Genomic DNA, 19,316 nt, shown 5'->3' on the forward strand with positions numbered 1-19,316 from the left:
GAATTATTTGAATTTCCTACCCTTGATTTTATATTATTAACAGACCAGTTTCGACGTTCTAATATTATTCTAAAATCATCTACTGTACAGTTAGCCAAAAATGATACTGCCCTCATTTCCAAACAATTATTCTGTCAAAACTCATTCTCCCCAAAGAACTTCCGCTTTCTCTCAATCATCTCATCAATTCTCTCGACATAGCTTCTAACATCTTTGACATTCTCAATTCTCTCAATACGCACAGAATGGTTTTCATCGCCTTCATTATGGAACACAACCTTGGTTGAAGCACCTGCGCCGCACGCAATTATTGTCTGCTTTTCTTCCATAATAAGAATATTATAAATGCATTCAAGTCCAGCAACTGCATAGCCTACATTTTCAAAATTGCCTGCCATATTCTTCTGGCGATACATATAATAAGGCTGCATGTTAAGATCTCTTGCTGTCTGCTCAGTCATTGCGATAATGCTGTCTGTGTTTTCGATTGAAAGCTCTGTGTACTGCTGACGCAATATGTTAAGTCTTGAAGCTCTCTTGATTGCAAGTGAATGAACGGTAAGACTCTCCGGCCGCATCGCCTTAATTTCATTAAGTGTATGGTAAACCTCGTCTACACCCTCTCCCGGAAGTCCAAGAATCATATCCATGTTGATATTATCAAGTCCTGCTTCTCTTGCCATTGCATAAGCATTCTTAATATCTTCAACCGTATGCTTTCTTCCAATCAGGTCAAGTGTTTTCTGGTTCATTGTCTGTGGATTAATAGATATTCTTCCCACATTATGAGCTTTAAGAACCTTGAATTTATCTGGTGTCACGCTGTCCGGTCTTCCAGCTTCTACAGTAAGCTCTCGGCATCTGCTCAAGTCAAATGCTTCTTCAACCACTGTCAGTACTTTATCTAACTGTGCTGCACTCAAAGTTGTAGGTGTTCCACCACCCATATACACTGTATCCAGTCTTCTGCCCTTCATAGTTTCAGCGACGAATCTTATCTCCTTAATAAGCGCATCTACATAATTATCTACATAATCTTTGTACGCACCAAGTGCATATGATGAAAATGAGCAGTACAGACATATACTTGGACAGAACGGAATTCCAATATACAGGCTGTAGCCTGTCTTATAATCCATATCTGTAAGTATATCCAGTTCTTTCCTCGCTACTGTGAGCGCAAGGTCAGCCTTTTCTTCACTTGCATAATGCTTGTCCATAAAATGTTTCTTAATCTGTTCCTTGGTTGCACCCTCTTCAAGCATTGTGTACGCAATCTTACTTGGTCTTACTCCTGTAAGATATCCCCATGGAAGCTTCTTGCCAGTTTTTTCTGAAAGCTTCTTATATAAACTGTCCTTAAATACTTCGTGGGCATTCTTCTTATCAAGCCCTGTGATATCAGGCACTTCTATTGAAAGAATCTCATCATTCTCTTCCGGCTTGGAATCTGCCTTAAGTGCCATAACCTCAATTCTTGGATAAAACGAGCGGACAAGTACAACCGCATCATCATAAAATACATCATTGTCAATCTTAATATATATCATCGTTGCTTCCTTTTCGCACTGATATTTGTGCTTTTATACTCGCAAACTCGCACTATCGTGCTTTCCAGCCTGCTTCGCAGGCGTTTGCTCGTTGATGTCCCGCGAAAAGTAAATAACGCTTCGCGTTGCTTCCTTTTCGCTTGCGGACATCACATAAACGGATTGTTCTGCTTTTCATATCCAATCGTTGTGAACTCTCCATGTCCAGGATATACATCTGTATCGTCAGGGAGCTTGCAGAGCTTGTCATGAAGTGACTCCATCATTGCAGCAGAGCTTGCTGTAGGGTAATCTGTTCTCCCAACTGAACCAGCAAAAAGTGTATCACCTGACATAAGCGTCTTGTCCGATTCGATATAGTAGCATGTTCCGCCTGCTGTATGTCCCGGTGTATGGATTGCCTTTATCTTAAGTCCTGCAAGTTCAAGAATATCCCCATCATTATGAAGTACATCTGCTGTAACCCTAAGACTCATGCCGTATGCATTTGACAGGTTTCTTGCCGGTGAAGCAAGAAGCTTTTCCTCATCACATGATGCATATATCTTAATTCCATAATGCTCACGCACCTCATTAGCCGCACCTATATGGTCAAAATGTCCATGTGTAAGAAGTATTGCCTGTGGCTTGCTTGCTGAACGCACAACCATATCATATATAGACTCCGGTGAATCTGCCGGGTCAACAATAATGCTCTCATTGTTATCTTTATTAATTATAAGATAGCAGTTAGTAGCTACCGGTCCCAATACTCTTGATTCTATCTTAATCATAATCTGCAAACCTTTCTTAGCCGGCAGTTCTTGTTATATCAGTAACTCCGTCTATCTTTCTTAATTTATCTATAATTCTGTTAAGTTCTTCCTTGCCGTGAATATCAAAGCCGACACTTATTGTCGCAACTTCCTTCTTATTAAGACGACAGTTCATAGACTTCACATCAATCTCTGCCTCTGTGAACATCCTTGATATATCAACAATAAGTCCAGTTCTGTTATTGGCAAATATATTGATTTCAACCTCATAAGTATCGCCTGCTGTCTGTCCCTGCTCCCATTCAGCCTCAATAAGACGCGCACGTTCATTAGCCGGGAAGTTGATTATATTAACACAGTCTGTTCTGTGAATTGATATGCCTCTTCCTCTTGTAACAAAACCAACAATCTCATCACCAGGAACCGGATTACAGCATTTTGAAAATCTGACAGCAACATCATGGATTCCCTTAACGACAATTCCACCTTTGCCTTCCTTCTTCTTTGACTTTTCCTTAGACTCAGCGGCAACGATTTCCTCAAGTACATCTTTATCTGTAACTTCTGCCTTCTTGGTCTTTAAATGCTCCTCATTAAGCCTGTTTACTATCTGGCTCTCTTTAAGTGCACCATGTCCGACAGCTGCAAGAATAGAATCCCAGTCTTTAAAGCCATATTTGTTAAGACATTTTTCAACATATTCAGGCTTGGTAATGTCAGAAAGAACGATTCCTTTAGTCTTACAGTAGTTAACAATCATTTCCTTGCCCTTAATGATATTATCTTCCTTTAACTCCTGCTTAAACCACTGGTTAATCTTATTCTTTGCCTGTGTGCTCTTTACAATTGAAAGCCAGTCACGGCTTGGTCCCTTGGAATTCTGCGATGTTATAATCTCGATTCTGTCACCATTCTTAATAACATAATCAATAGTAACAAGCTTTCCATTAACTCTTGCACCTACCATTTTATTACCTACAGCACTGTGGATACTGTACGCAAAATCTATAGGGCATGAACCTGCAGGAAGGTTCTTGACATCACCCGAAGGTGTAAAGCAGTATACGCTGTCTGAGAAAAGGTTAAGGTCATTCTTAATAGATGATAAGAATTCCTTGTTATCAGACATTTCCTTCTGCCATTCAAGAATCTGTCTTAACCAGCTAAGTTTTGCTTCCTCACTCTGGTTGTCCTTCTCGCCGGTTTTTCCCTCTTTATATTTCCAGTGGGCTGCAATACCATACTCAGCAATCTTATGCATTTCGTAAGTTCTTATCTGTATCTCAAACGGCTGTCCGTTAGATGCAATAAGTGTTGTATGGAGCGACTGGTAATTATTAGGCTTAGGCATGGCAATATAATCTTTGAAACGTCCCGGAATAGGCTTATACATTTCGTGTATTACACCAAGTGCCGCATAACAGTCTTTAACTGTATCAACCTTTATTCTTACTGCAAATATGTCATATATCTGGTCAAGCGTCTTATTCTGGTTGACCATTTTTCTATAGATTGAGAAGAAATGTTTAACTCTTCCGTCAATCTCAGCCTCAATACCGGCATTGCTTATATGCATGCCGACTTCTTTAATTATGCTCTTTATAAATGCTTCCCTGCCTGGTCTGTTTAAGTTGACCTGTTCAACAAGATCATTATATACATCAGGCATAAGATATTTCATTGATAAATCATCAAGCTCTACCTTAATCTTGGAAATACCTAACCTGTGGGCTATTGGAGCATATATTTCCATTGTCTCTCTTGATTTCTCAATCTGCTTTGCCGGTGACTGATACTGCATTGTACGCATATTATGCAGTCTGTCGGCAAGCTTTATAAGGATAACTCTTATATCCTTTGCCATTGCAAGAAACATTTTTCTAAGGTTTTCTGCCTGGACCTCAATCTTATCATGCTGGTAATTGAGCTGTGTCAGCTTTGTTACACCATCTACTAACAGTGCTACCTCATCACCAAATTCTTTTGCAACATCTTCACTTGTCATAACTGTATCTTCAACAACATCATGAAGAAGACCTGCAATAATTGACTCCTTATCAAGCTCTAATTCAGCCAGAATAATAGCAACACATAAAGGGTGGATTATATATGGCTCACCCGATTTTCTGAACTGTCCCTCATGTGCCTTTCTTGCAGTCTCGTATGCCTTCTCGATATCAGACAGATCTGTAGATGGGTGGTATTTCTTTATAGCTGCAATAAGATCCTTATATAATTCCTCAGGACTTGTAAAATCTGCTGGTGTATCCACCGCTCTTTCAACCTGATTAGTTTTGTTATGGCTTGCGCCTGGTAACTCTATATTCTCTGGCATACGTGCCTCCATTCTCTGGTAATTGTCCAGCGTTATAGTTTTCTTAAGCCCATTATTTATACACTGGCATATGTTCTTTCCATAAATTCTCTTGTAGCCACTGCATTCTCAGGAACAGTATTTTCCAGTGTGCAGTGTACATATGGCTTATGCTCCTTAATCTTCTTTAACAGAAGTGGATAATTAAGACCTCCTCCGGTCACCGGATTACCCTTTCCTGTACCTGCTGCCACTGACTTAAGCTCACTGCCTTCAACAATATAATCCTTGCAGTGAACAACAGCAATATCCTTTAATAACAGGTCAAATGCTTTCTCAATAATCTCATCCTGCTGTGCAAGATTATCAACACATAACAGGTTAACCGGGTCGAATATAATCTGAAGATTAGGTGAATCAATAGCGTCAAGCACCTTTCTTGCACGTTCGACAGTGTATACAATGTGCTTCCATACAGGCTCAATTGCTACAATAACACCAAACTGTTCAGCATATTTAACTATTGGCCTTAAATTATCAATAAAGCACTGAAGTGCCTCCTCACTGTGATTAGCCGGCTCATATTTGTACTCCTCATTAACTGCACCAGTCTCAGTACCAACAACTCCACAGCCAAGAATACTTGCAAATCTTATATGTGCCTTATACTTCTCAACAATCTCCTTATGCTTCTCAGGATTAGGATTGCAAAGGTTAAGGTAACATCCAAGTACTGCAACATCAACCTTATTCTCTGTACATAATTCCTTAATATACATAGCAAGTCCCGGAGTCATAGTCTCCACGCCCGGCTTAAACTCCTTAATAGACTTACTGAGTGCAATATGCATACAGTGAAAACCCTGTGCATGTATATTAGGTATAAGCTCCTCTAATGGAGCGTATGCAACATCATGTGCTCTTATTCCGATTCTCATAAAAAACCACCTTTCCGTCAATTACAAACACTTTTGAAAGATTATACTATATATTACATAAAAAAACCAGTAAATATCTGCGACTTTTCCAAGCTGTGAGGGCTTTAATGCTGCTATATACAAAAGAACGGTGAGAGAAAGCCCGCCCAAGCGAAACGCGTTTGCTTTCTCTCACCGTATTAAACTCTGTATGCACCTTTATCTCAATTATCAATACAGCTTTACATTATTAATTAATCCTGTATCTCCAAGTGCCTTATAATATGTAACAAGTGGTATAAAACTCTGTGCAAATCCTTTCGTGCTGTCACCGGAAACAATAACAGCATCATCTATAACCTTTTTAGAACCAACTCCTGCCCTGCCTGTGTTATTAATATTAGTTTCAAATGTTTTGAAACCATACTCAAGATATTTCTTATCACCTGTCAGTTCATAGGCAATTGCCAGTGATTCCAGAAGAAGTGTGTTATTTCCATTCCTTGAAAGTGAAGGAAGCTCCTTATAATAGAACAAACCATTATCAAGAGTACAATTCTCTACAATATCATCAATTGCTCTTATGAGCATCTGCTTAATATCTTCTCTTGGGAATACCCTGTAATATCTCATTACGCTTCCTGCAGCTACTGATATCATAAATCCTACTCTTATAAGAGTATTGTCCGTATATGGAGCAAGCCAGTTGCCATACTCCTCTTCCCATATCTTAAAGCTGTCAATAATCCACTCACACTTTGCAAGCCATTTTTCATCTCTTGTTTCCACATATAATGCAACAAGTGCACGTAAAGCCCAGCCAGTTTCTCTCGCATTGGCTTCTCCCGGTTTTGCATACATTGGTGTATCCAGAAGTCTTAATATGTTATCACCTATACTTATAGCTGTCTCAAGACCTCTCTCATCACCTGTAAAATGATAGTAATCAATCACTCCTTCAACCCATTCATGTGAGCATACCATTATTCCATTCTTACAATGGCCTGCTGTATGTTCCCACTGTCCACCTATTCTTAATGGATTCTTGCTGTAATGGCATACATCAACATCCATCTGATGCTTTGCTGAAACTATTAAATAGTCAAGGAATCTTCTGATTCCAGTTCTTGCATACATAAGAGCACATGAATGCGGATAATCATATTCATTATTACTCCATACAGGTTTTCCGCCGCCTCTTCCCTGTAAAGTATATCCCATATCAATAGAATCGCCCCAATTCAGCATGCCGTAGCATCTTGAATGATTATCAGCCCTTGCAATAAGTGCGATTTCAACTTCATTCACAAGATGTTCAGGGAATACATCCATACACACTTCTGCCTTCTTGAATTCCTCTGGTGCTATGCATGGTCTGTCAGGCATCTGGTATATTGTACTTCTGTTATCAAGCTCCCACATCTGCATATCCGGTTCATGGAAATGCATCAGGAATCTCTGTTCCTTTGCCATACCAGACTGCATAACAACATTTCCAATATCCTCTGGAACAAGCATAACAGCTACTCCGCCGTCATATGCCTTAACTGCCTTCGGATAATTCTGCTGTGCCTGATATACAGTTATACACAATCCATCATTTCCATCAGTATAATCTGCAAGAAATGTACCATAGAATACCTCTGCAAAATGTTCATTCGCTTCCTTTACAAGATATGCATCATCGATAATCTTATTAACCTGCACTCCATCTCTTCCAATATAGAAATCAGTCTTATAATTAGAGCTTCCAACAAGTGTTCTTACATTGGAAACAGGTGCTTTACCAGATATCATCTCTAATTCCCCGGTTCCTCTTGTGTGATACACAGGTCCATTCTCTTTAGAATTATCCGTAAGTACATCTCCACATCCGGTAGAATCATTACCCATATTAATGTGCATATCAAACAAATCATCACTTGCAGTGACTGTCTCATCAGGCTTTGCATAAAATACCAGTGATTTGATATGAAGTTCATCATAAGTCGTATTAATAATTCTGTATGAAACATCAATCCATGACTTAGCTGCATATGATGTAAGTGTTATCTCAAAATCAACTTTTTTATTATTAAGAATGTTACTTCCTTTAGCTCTGATTACACATTTTACAGGACCTGCGTCTATAATCTTCCACTCGCCAATATTAATGTCGTATAATCCCATATCATCTTTCAGATATGGTCCTTCAAAATTCTGAGCAGTATAATGTTTTCTTCCATCATCAAGTGTTTCAAATATATTCTGGGAATTATTATTTACTGTAAATGTAACACAACCTGTATCAACTCGCAGTCCCTGCTCAGTCTGAGTAACAGATACTCCTTTTTCTTCATACTTTCCATCAGACTCTTTTTCAAACTCTAGCACTGCGCCCTTATTAGCCGGAATATCAGCAAGAAAATCCACATACAGGTATCTTATGCTTCCATCTGGATGCTTTGATGTAATCTTTGGCTGAACCATACATTTTCTGCCATTCTGTGTAATGGCTATCCTGTCAGCACTCTTTAACTCACCTTCCTTAAAAGGAAGTGCTATGCCTGCCGGTTCCTGCAATCTGTCATACCTGTAAAGCTTGTCAAAATAAATTTTCATTATATGTACCCTCCATTGTTTGTCACGAGCAAATCTGCTATAATTGTACAACAGATTTTAATCATTTGCTATAGTCTTAATATAGCATTCATAATTCTGTAATTCATGTGATAAGATGTCATTATCAGCTAATAATACAGATTTATTGCAACTTTTAGAAAGAAGGTTTATATTATGCATTATGCCGAGATAAAAACCTGCGATATTGCTAACGGACCAGGGGTGCGCACCTCTCTTTTTGTAAGTGGATGCACCCACCGATGCAAAGGTTGTTTTAACGAAATCGCATGGGACTTTAATTATGGCAGGGACTTTACAGACGATACAATTAAAGAAATCATTGATTCCCTTGCTCCAGACTATGTTACAGGGCTCACACTTCTGGGAGGTGAACCATTTGAACACAGCAACCAACAGGGACTCCTTCCACTGCTGAGGGAAGTACGCAGAATATATCCTGACCTGAGTATATGGTGCTTTACAGGATATCTGTTTGACAAGGATATTGTTGGAAGAATGTGCAATGAATGGAAAGAAACTAAAGAAATGCTTCAATACATTGACGTCATAGTCGACGGAAAATATGAAGAAGACAAGAAGGATATGATGCTTCAGTTCAAGGGTTCATCTAATCAGAGGACAATCCTTGTAAAAGAATCTCTCGAATCAGGTAATATCGTACTTCTGTACGATTAATAATAAAAAGGAGTTTACACAATGTCACAGAAAGTTAATATTAAGAAATTAAGTCCTAACGCCTGTATCCCAACATACGGAACAGAATTCTCAGCCGGAGCAGACCTCTACTCAGGAATGTCCGAAGCTGTAACAGTTATGCCAGGCACAACTGAATTCATCAAAACAGGAATAGCAATGGAGATACCTGCAGGACTCGTAGGACTCATCTACGCAAGAAGTGGAATGGCATGCAAAAAAGGTCTTGCCCCAGCCAACAAAGTAGGCGTAATAGATTCTGACTACAGAGGTGAAATCATAGTAGCCCTCCACAACCATTCAGATAAACCTGTAACCATAGAACCAAAAGACAGAATCGCTCAGATAGTCTTAGCACCATACATCACAGCAGACTTCAACGAAGTAGAAGAACTTGACGACACAGAAAGAGGCGAAGGCGGCTTTGGCTCAACAGGCACAAAATAATACAGGAACCGGCAGCATAATAATATGCTGCCGGTTCCCACTCACAACCTAAATTCTTTCTTGCCTTACTTATAAGAAATATTGGCATGCTCAATAACATAATCCTGTGCCTTCTGCACAAGCATAGCCTTTACAATCTTATCTTTTCCGAATTTTTCAACAAATGTATCCGCATTAGAATATCCATTATCTGCCGCAAAATCATCAAGAGAACCTTTATAATCGTATTCTCTCATTGTCATATTGCGGTCTTTAACTATAGCCTCCATGATAAGCTGCTGTACAACAGATTTCTTAACAAAGTCATCAAAAGAAAGTCCATACTGCTTCTGACAGTATTCATCCTTTGAAAGATTTGAAAAATCCGCATAGAAACCAATAGATGTTTCAAGTCTGGATCTTGTTTCTTCCATAAGTGAATCAGGATAACTGCTTATCTTGAATGTATCCTGTAAAGAAGATAATACATCTTCCTGTATCTTGTTCTCAACCTTTGAATTAATATCAGTTTCAAGAGATTCCTTTATTGACTGTCTATATTCTTCAACGGTATCATATCCAAACGCTTCCTTAACATATGCATTAGTTATCATTGGAACATTTGCCTGTGCAACTGTCTGCATTGTAAGTTCAAATACAACCCTCGTGCCCTTATATAAATCCGAACTATAATCCTCAGGTATATCAACAATAAGTATCTTTGTCTGACCTGGGGTCATACCATATAAAGCCTGATCTAACTCATCAAGTTCAAGTCCGAGAGTATCCGTTCCAAGAATCATTGTTTTACCATCTGTATTAGTAAGTCCGCTAAGAGATGCGCCTGAAGATGTAGCAGTATATGTAACAAGAATCTGATCAGAAGCTATCGCACCTCTGTCAACTTCTGTATAAGTAGTATTATCTTCTACATCCTGTTTAATTTTACTCTCTATAAGTTCATTCTCTATTGAAGTTTTATCTACCTGGACTGATATGTTTTCATACTGTCCAAGCTGAACATAATCTTCAACATTATAATCATACTTAACATCAATCTTACTATTACATGCCGTTACCATAAGCATAGAAACTGATAATAAAGCAACTGCTGTCTTCTTCATAAAACTTTTTTTCACAATAAACCTCCGCTCTTACTTCATTATATTATATAGAAGTAAAAAATTGACTTTCATAATATACCATATAAAAGACATTTTATCCATATCTATAAGCATTAGTTCACAAAATTATCATATATTCACATTCAAACATTTAGCAACCAATACATTAAAACAGGCTGCCGCAAAAACGACAGCCTATTAAATCAATATATTTAATATATAATCAATTATGCAAGCTTAGACTTAGCAACCTCTGCGAGCTTTGCAAATCCTTCTGCATCGTTAACAGCCATCTCAGATAATACCTTTCTGTTAAGATCGATATTAGCTAACTTAAGACCATACATGAACTTGCTGTATGAAAGTCCGTTAATTCTTGCAGCAGCATTGATTCTGGCAATCCATAACTGTCTGAACTGTCTCTTCTTCTGCTTTCTGCCCTTATAGCTCTCTGTAAGAGCTCTCATAACTGACTGCTTAGCAACTCTGTACTGCTTAGATCTTGCTCCTCTATAACCCTTAGCGAGCTTTAATACTCTGTTATGCTTCTTCTTTGCGTTTAATCCGCCTTTAATTCTTGCCATTTTATAAATTCCTCCTTAAACTATATCTCTAAATAAATGTTGTTATACCATTAATCTTAGAGATAAGGCATAATCTTCTTCATTGTCTTAACATTAGTTGCATCAGTCATAGCTGCCTGTCTAAGATTTCTCTTTCTCTTAGTTGACTTCTTTGTAAGAATGTGGCTCTTGTATGCCTTCATTCTCTTTAACTTACCTGTTCCAGTTACTTTAAAACGCTTTGCAGCTGCTCTTTTTGTCTTTACCTTTGGCATAATAATCCTCCTAAAAATACCTGTTAATTGTTATTTATTTTAACGTTTTTCAGTTAAAAACATCATCATGCTCCTGCCTTCCATCTTAGGAGCCTTCTCAATTACTGCTATATCGCTAAGCTTCTCTGCAAAGTCTTCCAGAATATGCTTAGTGGAATCGATATGAGCCATCTCTCTTCCTCTGAATCTTAATGATACTTTAACCTTGTTACCTTTTTCAATGAACTTTCTTGCTGAATTACACTTAGTGTTAAGGTCATTGACATCGATGTTGGGTGATAAACGAACTTCCTTAACTTCTACTGTCTTCTGCTTCTTCTTAGCTTCCTTTTCCTTGCGGAGCTGTTCGTACTTGAACTTGCCATAATCTACAATTCTGCATACAGGTGGGTTAGCTGATGGTGAAACCATTACTAAATCAACTCCTGCATCCTTAGCCATGTTTAAAGCATCTCTTGATGCCATAACTCCAAGCTGCTGTCCTTCTTCTCCAATAACACGAACCTCTTTGCATCTGATCTGTTCGTTAATCATTAACTCGTTAATAGCGGTACACCCCCATATAAAAAATTAAAGTGAATAGCATAGCTATCCACTTTCTTTAATCAAAACACAATCCTAATATTATGTGTAATTCTTAAATATCAACCCGAGTCGCCCTGTGCGCTGAGGTGAGAGTGGATACTCTGCTTTGCTTTGCAACCATTGCATGATATCATTCCAGTTAACATATGTCAACCCCATTTTCAAAATTTCTTTAAAAATGTAATAAATCTTATATCTTGGAATATCACTTCAATAATGATATTATAATACATGAAATAAATCAAGAAAGGATCTGACAGTTATGAAAGATTTTCTTATATCTACTGACACAACTGCTGATTTACCTGACAGTTATGTCAAAGAAAACAACATCGACATTCACACTCTATTTTATGCATTTGGTGAAGTCATCTATGGTACAGATAACATTATGCCTGAGAAGGAATTCTTTGACCGTATGCGTAATGGCGACATGCCAACAACTATGGCATGTAATCCCGAAGACTGTAAAACTATATTTGAAAAACGTGTTAAAGAGGGCTTCGATATCCTTCACATCGCATTTTCATCAGCACTTTCAAGCAGTTACAACAATGCCTGCATAGCTGCGAATGAAGTCATGGAAGAACATCCCGAGGCAAGAATCGTTGTAGTAGATTCGTTAGCTGCCTCAATGGGCGAAGGTCTTATCGTATATAAAGCTGTTGAAATGAAAAAGTCAGGAAAATCCATGGACGAAATAATAAATTTTGTCAACAATCACAAGCTTAATGTAGTACATAATTTTACGGTTGATGATCTTAACCACTTATACAGAGGCGGTCGTGTTTCTAAGACTACTGCCATTATTGGTACGCTTGCCAATATCAAGCCAATCCTTCATGTAAATAATGAAGGCAGACTTATTAATATAGGAAAGATCCGTGGCAGAAAGAAATCTCTCATTGCTTTAGTTGACCGTATGGAGGAACATATCGGTTCATACAGAGATAAGAATGATGTCATATTCATCAGTCATGGCGACTGCTTACAAGATGCACAGTTTGTTGCCGGACTTGTAAAAGAAAGATTTGGTATTGATAACATATGGATTAATTATATATGTCCTACAATAGGAACGCATTCAGGTCCTGGAACAGTTGCCCTTTTCTTTATGGGTGATTCAAGATAGGAGAAATGGCAGGGTGTATTACCACCCTGCCATTTCTCCTATCTGCTCTGCCAATGTTGCAACATCTATGGGCTTTGCAATAAATCCGTTCATTCCATTAGCATGTACATAATCCTTATCAGTTTCAAATGAATTAGCTGTCATTGCTATTATAGGTACACTTCCTCTGCTCCCCTGTCTTATGACTCTTGTTGCCTCCATACCGTCCATAACAGGCATTCTTAAATCCATAAGAATTGCATTAACATTTGTACCATCCTGTGACTCCATGAAATCAACTGCAGATTTACCATCTGCTGCCTCATAAACAACAATATCCTCATCTTCAAGAATATCTCTCACAAGTTCCCTGTTAAAATCATTATCATCAACTACAAGAACACATTTGTTCATTATTTTCCCTCTGCTTTCTACTGTCACAGTACATTATTCTCTCTTATTTCTGAAACAAGCTTTCTTCTGTATGCCCTGCAGCCATTCTCATTCCAGTATTTTCTCTTTTCAACCTTAATAACTTCAAATGTTGTGTGGAATATATCTGTCTTATAGCTTGTATAAGGCTCTCTGCCCGGATAAAATACTGTAATTGAATCAGCACATTCATCCATCTTAAGACCATAATCCTTAGCAAATTTCCGTGATTCATAAGGGCTTCTTATCATCTTGATATGTGCATAATATCCTACAAGATAAGCAAAATAGTTCATATCAAATTTATCAAGCCATCTGCCATCACTTGCCATAAATACTATAACAGGGAATGTTCTTTCTTCATCTGCAATCAGTGTTGTAAGGTCATCGTAATCCTTACTGTCTTCAACATATCTTACAGATTCTCTCATTCTTTCCACATCAACAATTCCTATATTGTCTGCAATCTCTCCAAAGAAATTAGGCCTTGAAAACAGGACATTTTCATTATCTCTGTATCTGTCTGCCGGCTCTGCATACCTGTTAGATACCGTGAATTTCAGTCTGTCACCTTCCTTGCATATAACCGCTTCAGATATCCATACTCTTGTCGGTATCTTAGTATCAAGATGTGTAGTTTTTTCAGAAAAATACACATTTTCTGCATCATACGAAAGATTAACTGAATATCCGGGTTCTGCATTAACATAAGTTTCTGCGCTCTCTGGTAAATCTGTGAATACATCCTCATATCTTGACTTAACCCATGAATATATGTACCCTACGGCTTTTCTGAAAGCATCAGTCATTGCAAGATTGCTTAAGTCGATATATGTATCCGCCTTGAATACCATAAAAGAACCAAGCTGTTTAAACGGTTCAAATCTTCTTCTCTTGGCAACGCTTTCTGTCTCCTGCTTCTTCTCATGTTCTATCTTTACAAATGCTTCTTTGAGTCTCTCATCCTCAGGTCCTATCTGATTAACTATCTTAACAATATTATTAACAGTAATCTCCGGACCTTTATCTCCTGTATTATCCCATAGCTGTCTTAGTAACGGTTCTCTTTTAAATTTATAAAACTTCTTGGCAAGCTCTGTATCTTCATCAAATATCTCTTCAATATATGGATGCAGCGGTTCTCTTGTAAACTTCAGTCTGTAATGACATCTTAACATATAGTTCCATTTTCTGTCTTTGTAATGCTGATGTCCTAAATCTTCAATCAGACCCACAACTGAATCATCACATAACTCCAGCGTTGCAAGAATACTGTTCATCTTTCTTGCAAGTGCTTCATTACCCGTGCCAAAGGCTGAGCCTTTATATCTCATATCATGTTCAATCTCATGCCAGCCCTCAAAAGAATTAGTTCTTACCTGTATCTCAAATGTATCATCCACATAATCTCCAAGCTCAGGATTAACAATGGTCTTGCTAAGATATCCCGGCAGCTTGAATATTCCGTTAATCTTCATTGCCCTGAACTCATATTCATTAGCCTCTGTTGTATTCCACACGCCCGGCATAGAGAATATCGTATCAAGAAAATTCTTAACAATCTCAACATCATCCGCATAATACAGAATAATTCTTATTCCTATAAGATCCTGCATCTTCTTATCCTGATTCTCTGTCCCAGGTCTTCTGTAATCCTTTAATATAAGTTTATCAAGCATTGAATCAGGTGCTTTCACCCTGTATGCAACCCTGTAATAGAATCCTGCTTTCTTAAGCTTTTCTTCTATAATACTTAGCAAATCGTCCTTAACAATATCCGGAACATATATCTTTTCTACATTTTCTTTAGTAAATAATTCATTAACTTCATTCATACCCTAACCTCTGATTCCAGCCACTTTGGCAAACTGTGTATCCACTCTTGCCCTTAAGCGGTTTTTTATTCCCTCTGTTGTAAATGCAGCTTCAACACCATTCATTATCAGCTTCTTAACATCTTTCTTCTCCATATTAAATGTATCTGCAACCAATGCAAGTTCCCTCGCCTCTGTAGTGTTAGAAACCATCATATTATCCGTATTAACAGTAACCTTTATCCCCTTATTCATAAGCTGCTGTATCGGATAGTCCTTTATTGTCTCATATATTTTAGTATTCAGATTGCTTGTCGGACATAATTCCAATGCAGTCTCTCTGTCTGCAAGCTCCTGCATAACTAAAGGATTCTCTGTACATCTTACGCCATGTCCTATTCTTACAGCCTGAAAATTCAATGCACATTTAACACTTTCCGCTCCGGCTGCCTCGCCTGCGTGAATAGTAAATGGCACTCCTTTCTGCACTGCATCCCTGAATACATCAGCAAATGTATCAGTTGCATAAAGTCCTTCTGCTCCTGCAAGGTCTGCTGCCACAACACCTCTTCCCTTTTCAGCATATAATGCAGCAAGTCTTACTGTCTCCATATTAGCATCCTTATTATCATCCGAACGCATACAGCATAATATAAGATTGTGACAGGAATATGACTTCCAGTACTTTCTTGATTCATCAAGTCCCTCACATGCTGCTTCAACAATCTCCTGCTGTGACAATCCTTTTCTTGTATGAAGCTGTGGTGCAAATCTTATCTCGCTGTATATTACTCCCTGTTCTTCCTGCTCCTTAATAAGCTGACACACACTATATTTAACAGCCTCATGTGTCTGTAAAAGCTGAAGTGGAAACTCGAATTTTTCAAGGTATTCATTAAGATTCTTACAATCTGATGATACACTCAGCTTCGCTGACAATTCTGCATCATCACCTGTTTCTATATTCTGCATACCGCAAAGATGTCTTACAGATTCAAGCGACAGTGAACCATCAAGATGTACATGCAGGTCTGTAAGGCAATCCAGTTTTTCTATCCATTCTATATTACTGTTATTCAAAAAAACACCCTCTAACATATTATTATCTGACATACACTTCATTATATTTTAAACTGCATTGAGTATATTTGCAACACCGATAAGGCTTTACATCCATATTTTACCAAGTATTATGATAAATTTTATGATTAATTTATATTCAGCACATTTGCATTAAATATACATGCGTGTTATAATCTATATATCAATATCGTTATAAGTAATCGGGGGATATAATTATGTCAGTTATTCATGAATCAGCAGAAAACTATCTTGAATCAATATTAATGTTAAGTAAAAAGCTTCCTGTGGTTCGTTCAATAGATGTTGCCAATGAGTTAGGTTTCAAGAAATCAAGCGTCAGCATTGCGATGAAGAATTTGAGGGAATCTAATCATATAACGGTAACTAAAGAGGGTTACATATATCTTACAGAATCAGGTAAAGAGATTGCTGAGATGATATATGAGCGTCATCAGCTCCTTACATCATGGCTCATAAGGCTTGGTGTTGATCCTAAGGTCGCTGAAGAAGATGCCTGCCGTATCGAGCATGATATAAGCAAGGAATCATTCAACGCTATTAAGAAAGCTATATCTTAATTTTTCTCATATAATTTCCTTCTCTGAAAGAGCCATACCGGATTATCCGATATGGCTCTTTCTATTTTTTATATTCTTTTTATCCAGCAAATTCCTGTGCCCAGTAATGGCGGTACTCTCCACCGCCTCCTGTACTGTATCCAAGTCCCATCTTTGTAAATGCTGTATTTAATATATTAGCTTTATGCCCCGTTGAGTTCATCCAGCCATCAACAACTGCTGCCGGAGTCGGATACCATGCCGCGATATTTTCACCACATGTATAAAAACTGATTGTGCAAAATGAAAAAACAGTAAAGCAGCCTCTTCCATCCGGTCTTGTGTGACTGAAATTTCCCGAATAATCCATCTCAATCGCACGCATATTTGCAGCATCACATAACGCTCCGTCTAAAACAAGATGTGCAGCTCCAACTTTGTCTCTCTCAATATTGACAAGTCTTAACACTTCGCTGGCATATGCACTATATGTAACTGTATTAACCTTTGCACTTGCAAGCAGGCTGTTATCATCTTTAATATTAACATTTCCGCCTGATGCCGGTGCCTGCTGATCTCCAGGCGCATTATTCCCGTTATTATTCTGATTATTATTTTCTACAGATTCCTGAGTGTTTTTTCCCTCATAATTAGAATCTTCTGTATTTCCATTATTCCACTCATTATCTTCTGCAGCTATATTTTCCTGATCTCCAGTCTCCTGTATATCGCTATCATTCTGAGTCCCGGATACCTCACTGTCTGCAGTAATTACTTCTGTATCCACTTCCTGAGTTTTAGTTTCCAACTCCTGAATGGTGCTTTCTGTTTCTTTTTCATCTTTTGCATTTGTTGCTTTGGTTTCATTATCTGCAACAGCCTGCGTAGTAAACTGCACATCCTTTGCATTCTGTATATTCTGCGTTGTTTCAACATTATGATTTACATTTTTATCAGCACTTCCGCAACCTGCAAATATACTTCCTGCCATAAGTACTGCCATTAATGTGGCAGCAAAGTCTCTTCTTTTCATTCTCATGTTTCCCCTGATTAATACTCATTTGCATCAAAACTGCTATTTAAAATAATAACATAGGTGTAAGAATTTTTCTATATATCTTTATTACCATTTTATACCACATTAGCCTGTATAATTGCTATATTTTACCATATACACCACTAATAATAAGACAATAAAATGTTATTTTTCTTATAGTGCAATCATAAACAGATATACTATGGAGGAATATTCAAATGCATGAAGTCCATAACAGGATCCGTGAATTACGCGAAGAAAAACACATTACACAGATAAGATTAAGTACTGAACTTGGTGTTGCGCAGGAAACAATAAGCGCATATGAACAAGGTCGGCATATGCCCAGTGTATCCACACTTATTAAATTAAGCAGCATATTAGATGCCAGCATGGATTATATTATGATGAAATCTGATACCAGAAATATTATTGAAGTGCAGTCTTTATCAGACAGTGAAACAAGACTTTTAGGTTTTTATAAAAGATTAAATTCATCTGGAAAAGAAAAAGCGCTATCTTATATAGAGGGGCTTAATGATGGATTAAGATCATATCACAAATAACAATCGTATAAAAGACCTCCCTGAATCTGTGGGAGGTCTTTTATCAATATCTTATTTTTCAAGATATCCTGTGTATTCTGCTGTTCTTAATATATCATTAGCTCTTGCTACCTGTTCCTTATCAGGTGGCATTACATCAGAAAGTGTATATGGAATTCCTAACTCCTCCCACTTAAATACTCCAAGTGTATGATATGGAAGCACTTCAAATCTCTTAACAGTCTTTAAACCGGCAACAAAGTCCCTTAACTGCTCAAGATCTTCCTGTGCATCTGTCACTCCCGGAACAAGAACATGTCTTATCCACATATCCTTATTGTGGTCAGACAGATACTTTGCAAGGTCAAGAATATTCTTATTAGTCCAGCCTGTAAGATCCTTGTGCTTATCATCATTAATCTCCTTAATATCAAGAAGAAAAAGGTCTGTAACAGCCATCAGCCTGTCAAACTTTTCAAGATATTCCGGCTCCATCTTAAAAGGATTACCTGACGTATCAAGAGTTGTATGCACGCCATTCTTTTTCGCAATTTCAAAGAGTTCTGTCACAAATCCCATCTGAAGAAGCGCCTCTCCACCACTTACAGTGATTCCGCCACCATTCTTCCAGTAATTTCTGTAACGGTAAGCTTTATCGAACACTTCCTGCGCTGTTTCTAATGTTCCGCCTTCTTCTTTCCATGTCTCAGGATTATGACAATATCTGCATCTCATATGACAGCCCTTAAGAAATACAATATATCTTACCCCTGGTCCATCAACTGAACCAAAGCTTTCTACCTGATGAATTCTACCTTTAATACTTTCACTCATAGCATTTTCCTCTTCCAATAATTATTACTTTATAAATGTATTATCACTTAATAACGATAATTTACTCCAAAAATGTCTAC

Annotated in this window: 19 protein-coding genes; 5 read left to right on the forward strand and 14 right to left on the reverse strand. The window is 37.8% G+C overall.

From position 1 onward, the window contains the following. Positions 1–134 precede the first annotated feature (134 nt). From hemZ to EUBELI_RS12630, 5 genes are all read right to left on the reverse strand, one after another. Positions 135–1,550 carry a coproporphyrinogen dehydrogenase HemZ gene (hemZ, locus tag EUBELI_RS12610; protein WP_012740758.1) on the reverse strand — a complete coding sequence of 472 codons (1,416 nt, stop codon included), beginning with the start codon at positions 1,548–1,550 and terminating at the stop codon, positions 135–137. Positions 1,551–1,699: 149 nt separating this feature from the next. Then, positions 1,700–2,323: an MBL fold metallo-hydrolase gene (locus EUBELI_RS12615; protein ID WP_012740759.1), complete on the reverse strand. Its 624-nt coding sequence runs from the start codon at positions 2,321–2,323 to the stop codon at positions 1,700–1,702. 16 nt (positions 2,324–2,339) lie between these two features. Further along, on the reverse strand, positions 2,340–4,640 hold the full coding sequence (locus EUBELI_RS12620; RefSeq protein ID WP_193359397.1) for a RelA/SpoT family protein: 2,301 nt from the start codon (positions 4,638–4,640) through the stop codon (positions 2,340–2,342). 56 nt (positions 4,641–4,696) lie between these two features. Next, the gene (locus tag EUBELI_RS12625) at positions 4,697–5,557 is read right to left on the reverse strand and encodes a sugar phosphate isomerase/epimerase family protein (protein WP_012740761.1); all 861 of its coding nucleotides are present in this window, start codon (positions 5,555–5,557) and stop codon (positions 4,697–4,699) included. Between the two features lie 210 nt (positions 5,558–5,767). Further along, positions 5,768–8,137 carry a beta-L-arabinofuranosidase domain-containing protein gene (locus tag EUBELI_RS12630; RefSeq protein ID WP_012740763.1) on the reverse strand — a complete coding sequence of 790 codons (2,370 nt, stop codon included), beginning with the start codon at positions 8,135–8,137 and terminating at the stop codon, positions 5,768–5,770. Positions 8,138–8,311: 174 nt separating this feature from the next. Between EUBELI_RS12630 and nrdG the strand changes: the two genes are divergently transcribed. Then, a complete protein-coding gene (nrdG, locus tag EUBELI_RS12635; RefSeq protein ID WP_012740765.1) occupies positions 8,312–8,833 on the forward strand; it encodes an anaerobic ribonucleoside-triphosphate reductase activating protein in 522 nt (173 codons plus the stop codon). Positions 8,834–8,854: 21 nt separating this feature from the next. Continuing rightward, a complete protein-coding gene (dut, locus tag EUBELI_RS12640) occupies positions 8,855–9,298 on the forward strand; it encodes a dUTP diphosphatase (protein ID WP_012740766.1) in 444 nt (147 codons plus the stop codon). Positions 9,299–9,363: 65 nt separating this feature from the next. Here dut and EUBELI_RS12645 read toward each other — a convergent pair whose 3' ends face one another. The 4 genes from EUBELI_RS12645 to infC all read right to left on the reverse strand — a co-directional run bounded on the left by EUBELI_RS12645 (position 9,364) and on the right by infC (position 11,773). Beyond that, complete coding sequence (locus tag EUBELI_RS12645; RefSeq protein WP_041688962.1) at positions 9,364–10,416, reverse strand: trigger factor; 1,053 nt, start codon at positions 10,414–10,416, stop codon at positions 9,364–9,366. Between the two features lie 212 nt (positions 10,417–10,628). Further along, on the reverse strand, positions 10,629–10,985 hold the full coding sequence (rplT, locus tag EUBELI_RS12650) for a 50S ribosomal protein L20 (protein ID WP_012740768.1): 357 nt from the start codon (positions 10,983–10,985) through the stop codon (positions 10,629–10,631). A gap of 56 nt (positions 10,986–11,041) precedes the next feature. Further along, positions 11,042–11,239 (reverse strand): 50S ribosomal protein L35, encoded by a 198-nt coding sequence (gene rpmI, locus EUBELI_RS12655; protein ID WP_012740769.1) that lies wholly within the window; start codon positions 11,237–11,239, stop codon positions 11,042–11,044. A 39-nt stretch (positions 11,240–11,278) separates the two neighbouring features. Then, positions 11,279–11,773, reverse strand: coding sequence for a translation initiation factor IF-3 (gene infC / locus EUBELI_RS12660; RefSeq protein ID WP_012740770.1), 495 nt, complete (start codon positions 11,771–11,773; stop codon positions 11,279–11,281). 313 nt (positions 11,774–12,086) lie between these two features. Here infC and EUBELI_RS12665 point away from each other — a divergent pair, with 313 nt between their 5' ends. Further along, a complete protein-coding gene (locus EUBELI_RS12665; RefSeq protein WP_012740771.1) occupies positions 12,087–12,956 on the forward strand; it encodes a DegV family protein in 870 nt (289 codons plus the stop codon). An 18-nt stretch (positions 12,957–12,974) separates the two neighbouring features. Here EUBELI_RS12665 and EUBELI_RS12670 read toward each other — a convergent pair whose 3' ends face one another. Genes EUBELI_RS12670 through add form a run of 3 tightly spaced genes read right to left on the reverse strand, consistent with a single transcriptional unit; the run spans position 12,975 to position 16,261 of the window. Continuing rightward, positions 12,975–13,349 (reverse strand): response regulator, encoded by a 375-nt coding sequence (locus tag EUBELI_RS12670; protein ID WP_119211080.1) that lies wholly within the window; start codon positions 13,347–13,349, stop codon positions 12,975–12,977. Positions 13,350–13,372: 23 nt separating this feature from the next. Then, positions 13,373–15,202 carry a hypothetical protein gene (locus tag EUBELI_RS12675; protein WP_012740773.1) on the reverse strand — a complete coding sequence of 610 codons (1,830 nt, stop codon included), beginning with the start codon at positions 15,200–15,202 and terminating at the stop codon, positions 13,373–13,375. A 3-nt stretch (positions 15,203–15,205) separates the two neighbouring features. After that, a complete protein-coding gene (add, locus tag EUBELI_RS12680) occupies positions 15,206–16,261 on the reverse strand; it encodes an adenosine deaminase (RefSeq protein WP_207643834.1) in 1,056 nt (351 codons plus the stop codon). 218 nt (positions 16,262–16,479) lie between these two features. Here add and EUBELI_RS12685 point away from each other — a divergent pair, with 218 nt between their 5' ends. Further along, positions 16,480–16,842 (forward strand): metal-dependent transcriptional regulator, encoded by a 363-nt coding sequence (locus EUBELI_RS12685; RefSeq protein ID WP_012740775.1) that lies wholly within the window; start codon positions 16,480–16,482, stop codon positions 16,840–16,842. A gap of 79 nt (positions 16,843–16,921) precedes the next feature. On the opposite strand, the gene EUBELI_RS13825 is transcribed toward EUBELI_RS12685, so the two are convergent. Next, positions 16,922–17,854: a CAP domain-containing protein gene (locus tag EUBELI_RS13825; protein WP_049777994.1), complete on the reverse strand. Its 933-nt coding sequence runs from the start codon at positions 17,852–17,854 to the stop codon at positions 16,922–16,924. A gap of 221 nt (positions 17,855–18,075) precedes the next feature. Here EUBELI_RS13825 and EUBELI_RS12695 point away from each other — a divergent pair, with 221 nt between their 5' ends. Beyond that, positions 18,076–18,423, forward strand: a complete 348-nt coding sequence (locus tag EUBELI_RS12695; protein WP_012740777.1) for a helix-turn-helix domain-containing protein — start codon at positions 18,076–18,078, stop codon at positions 18,421–18,423. Positions 18,424–18,474: 51 nt separating this feature from the next. Here the strand turns inward: EUBELI_RS12695 and pflA are convergent, their stop codons facing one another. Further along, positions 18,475–19,236: a pyruvate formate-lyase-activating protein gene (pflA, locus tag EUBELI_RS12700; protein WP_041688963.1), complete on the reverse strand. Its 762-nt coding sequence runs from the start codon at positions 19,234–19,236 to the stop codon at positions 18,475–18,477. Positions 19,237–19,316: the final 80 nt, after the last annotated feature.

Source organism: [Eubacterium] eligens ATCC 27750, assembly GCF_000146185.1.
GTDB classification, from domain to species: Bacteria; Bacillota; Clostridia; order Lachnospirales; family Lachnospiraceae; genus Lachnospira; species Lachnospira eligens.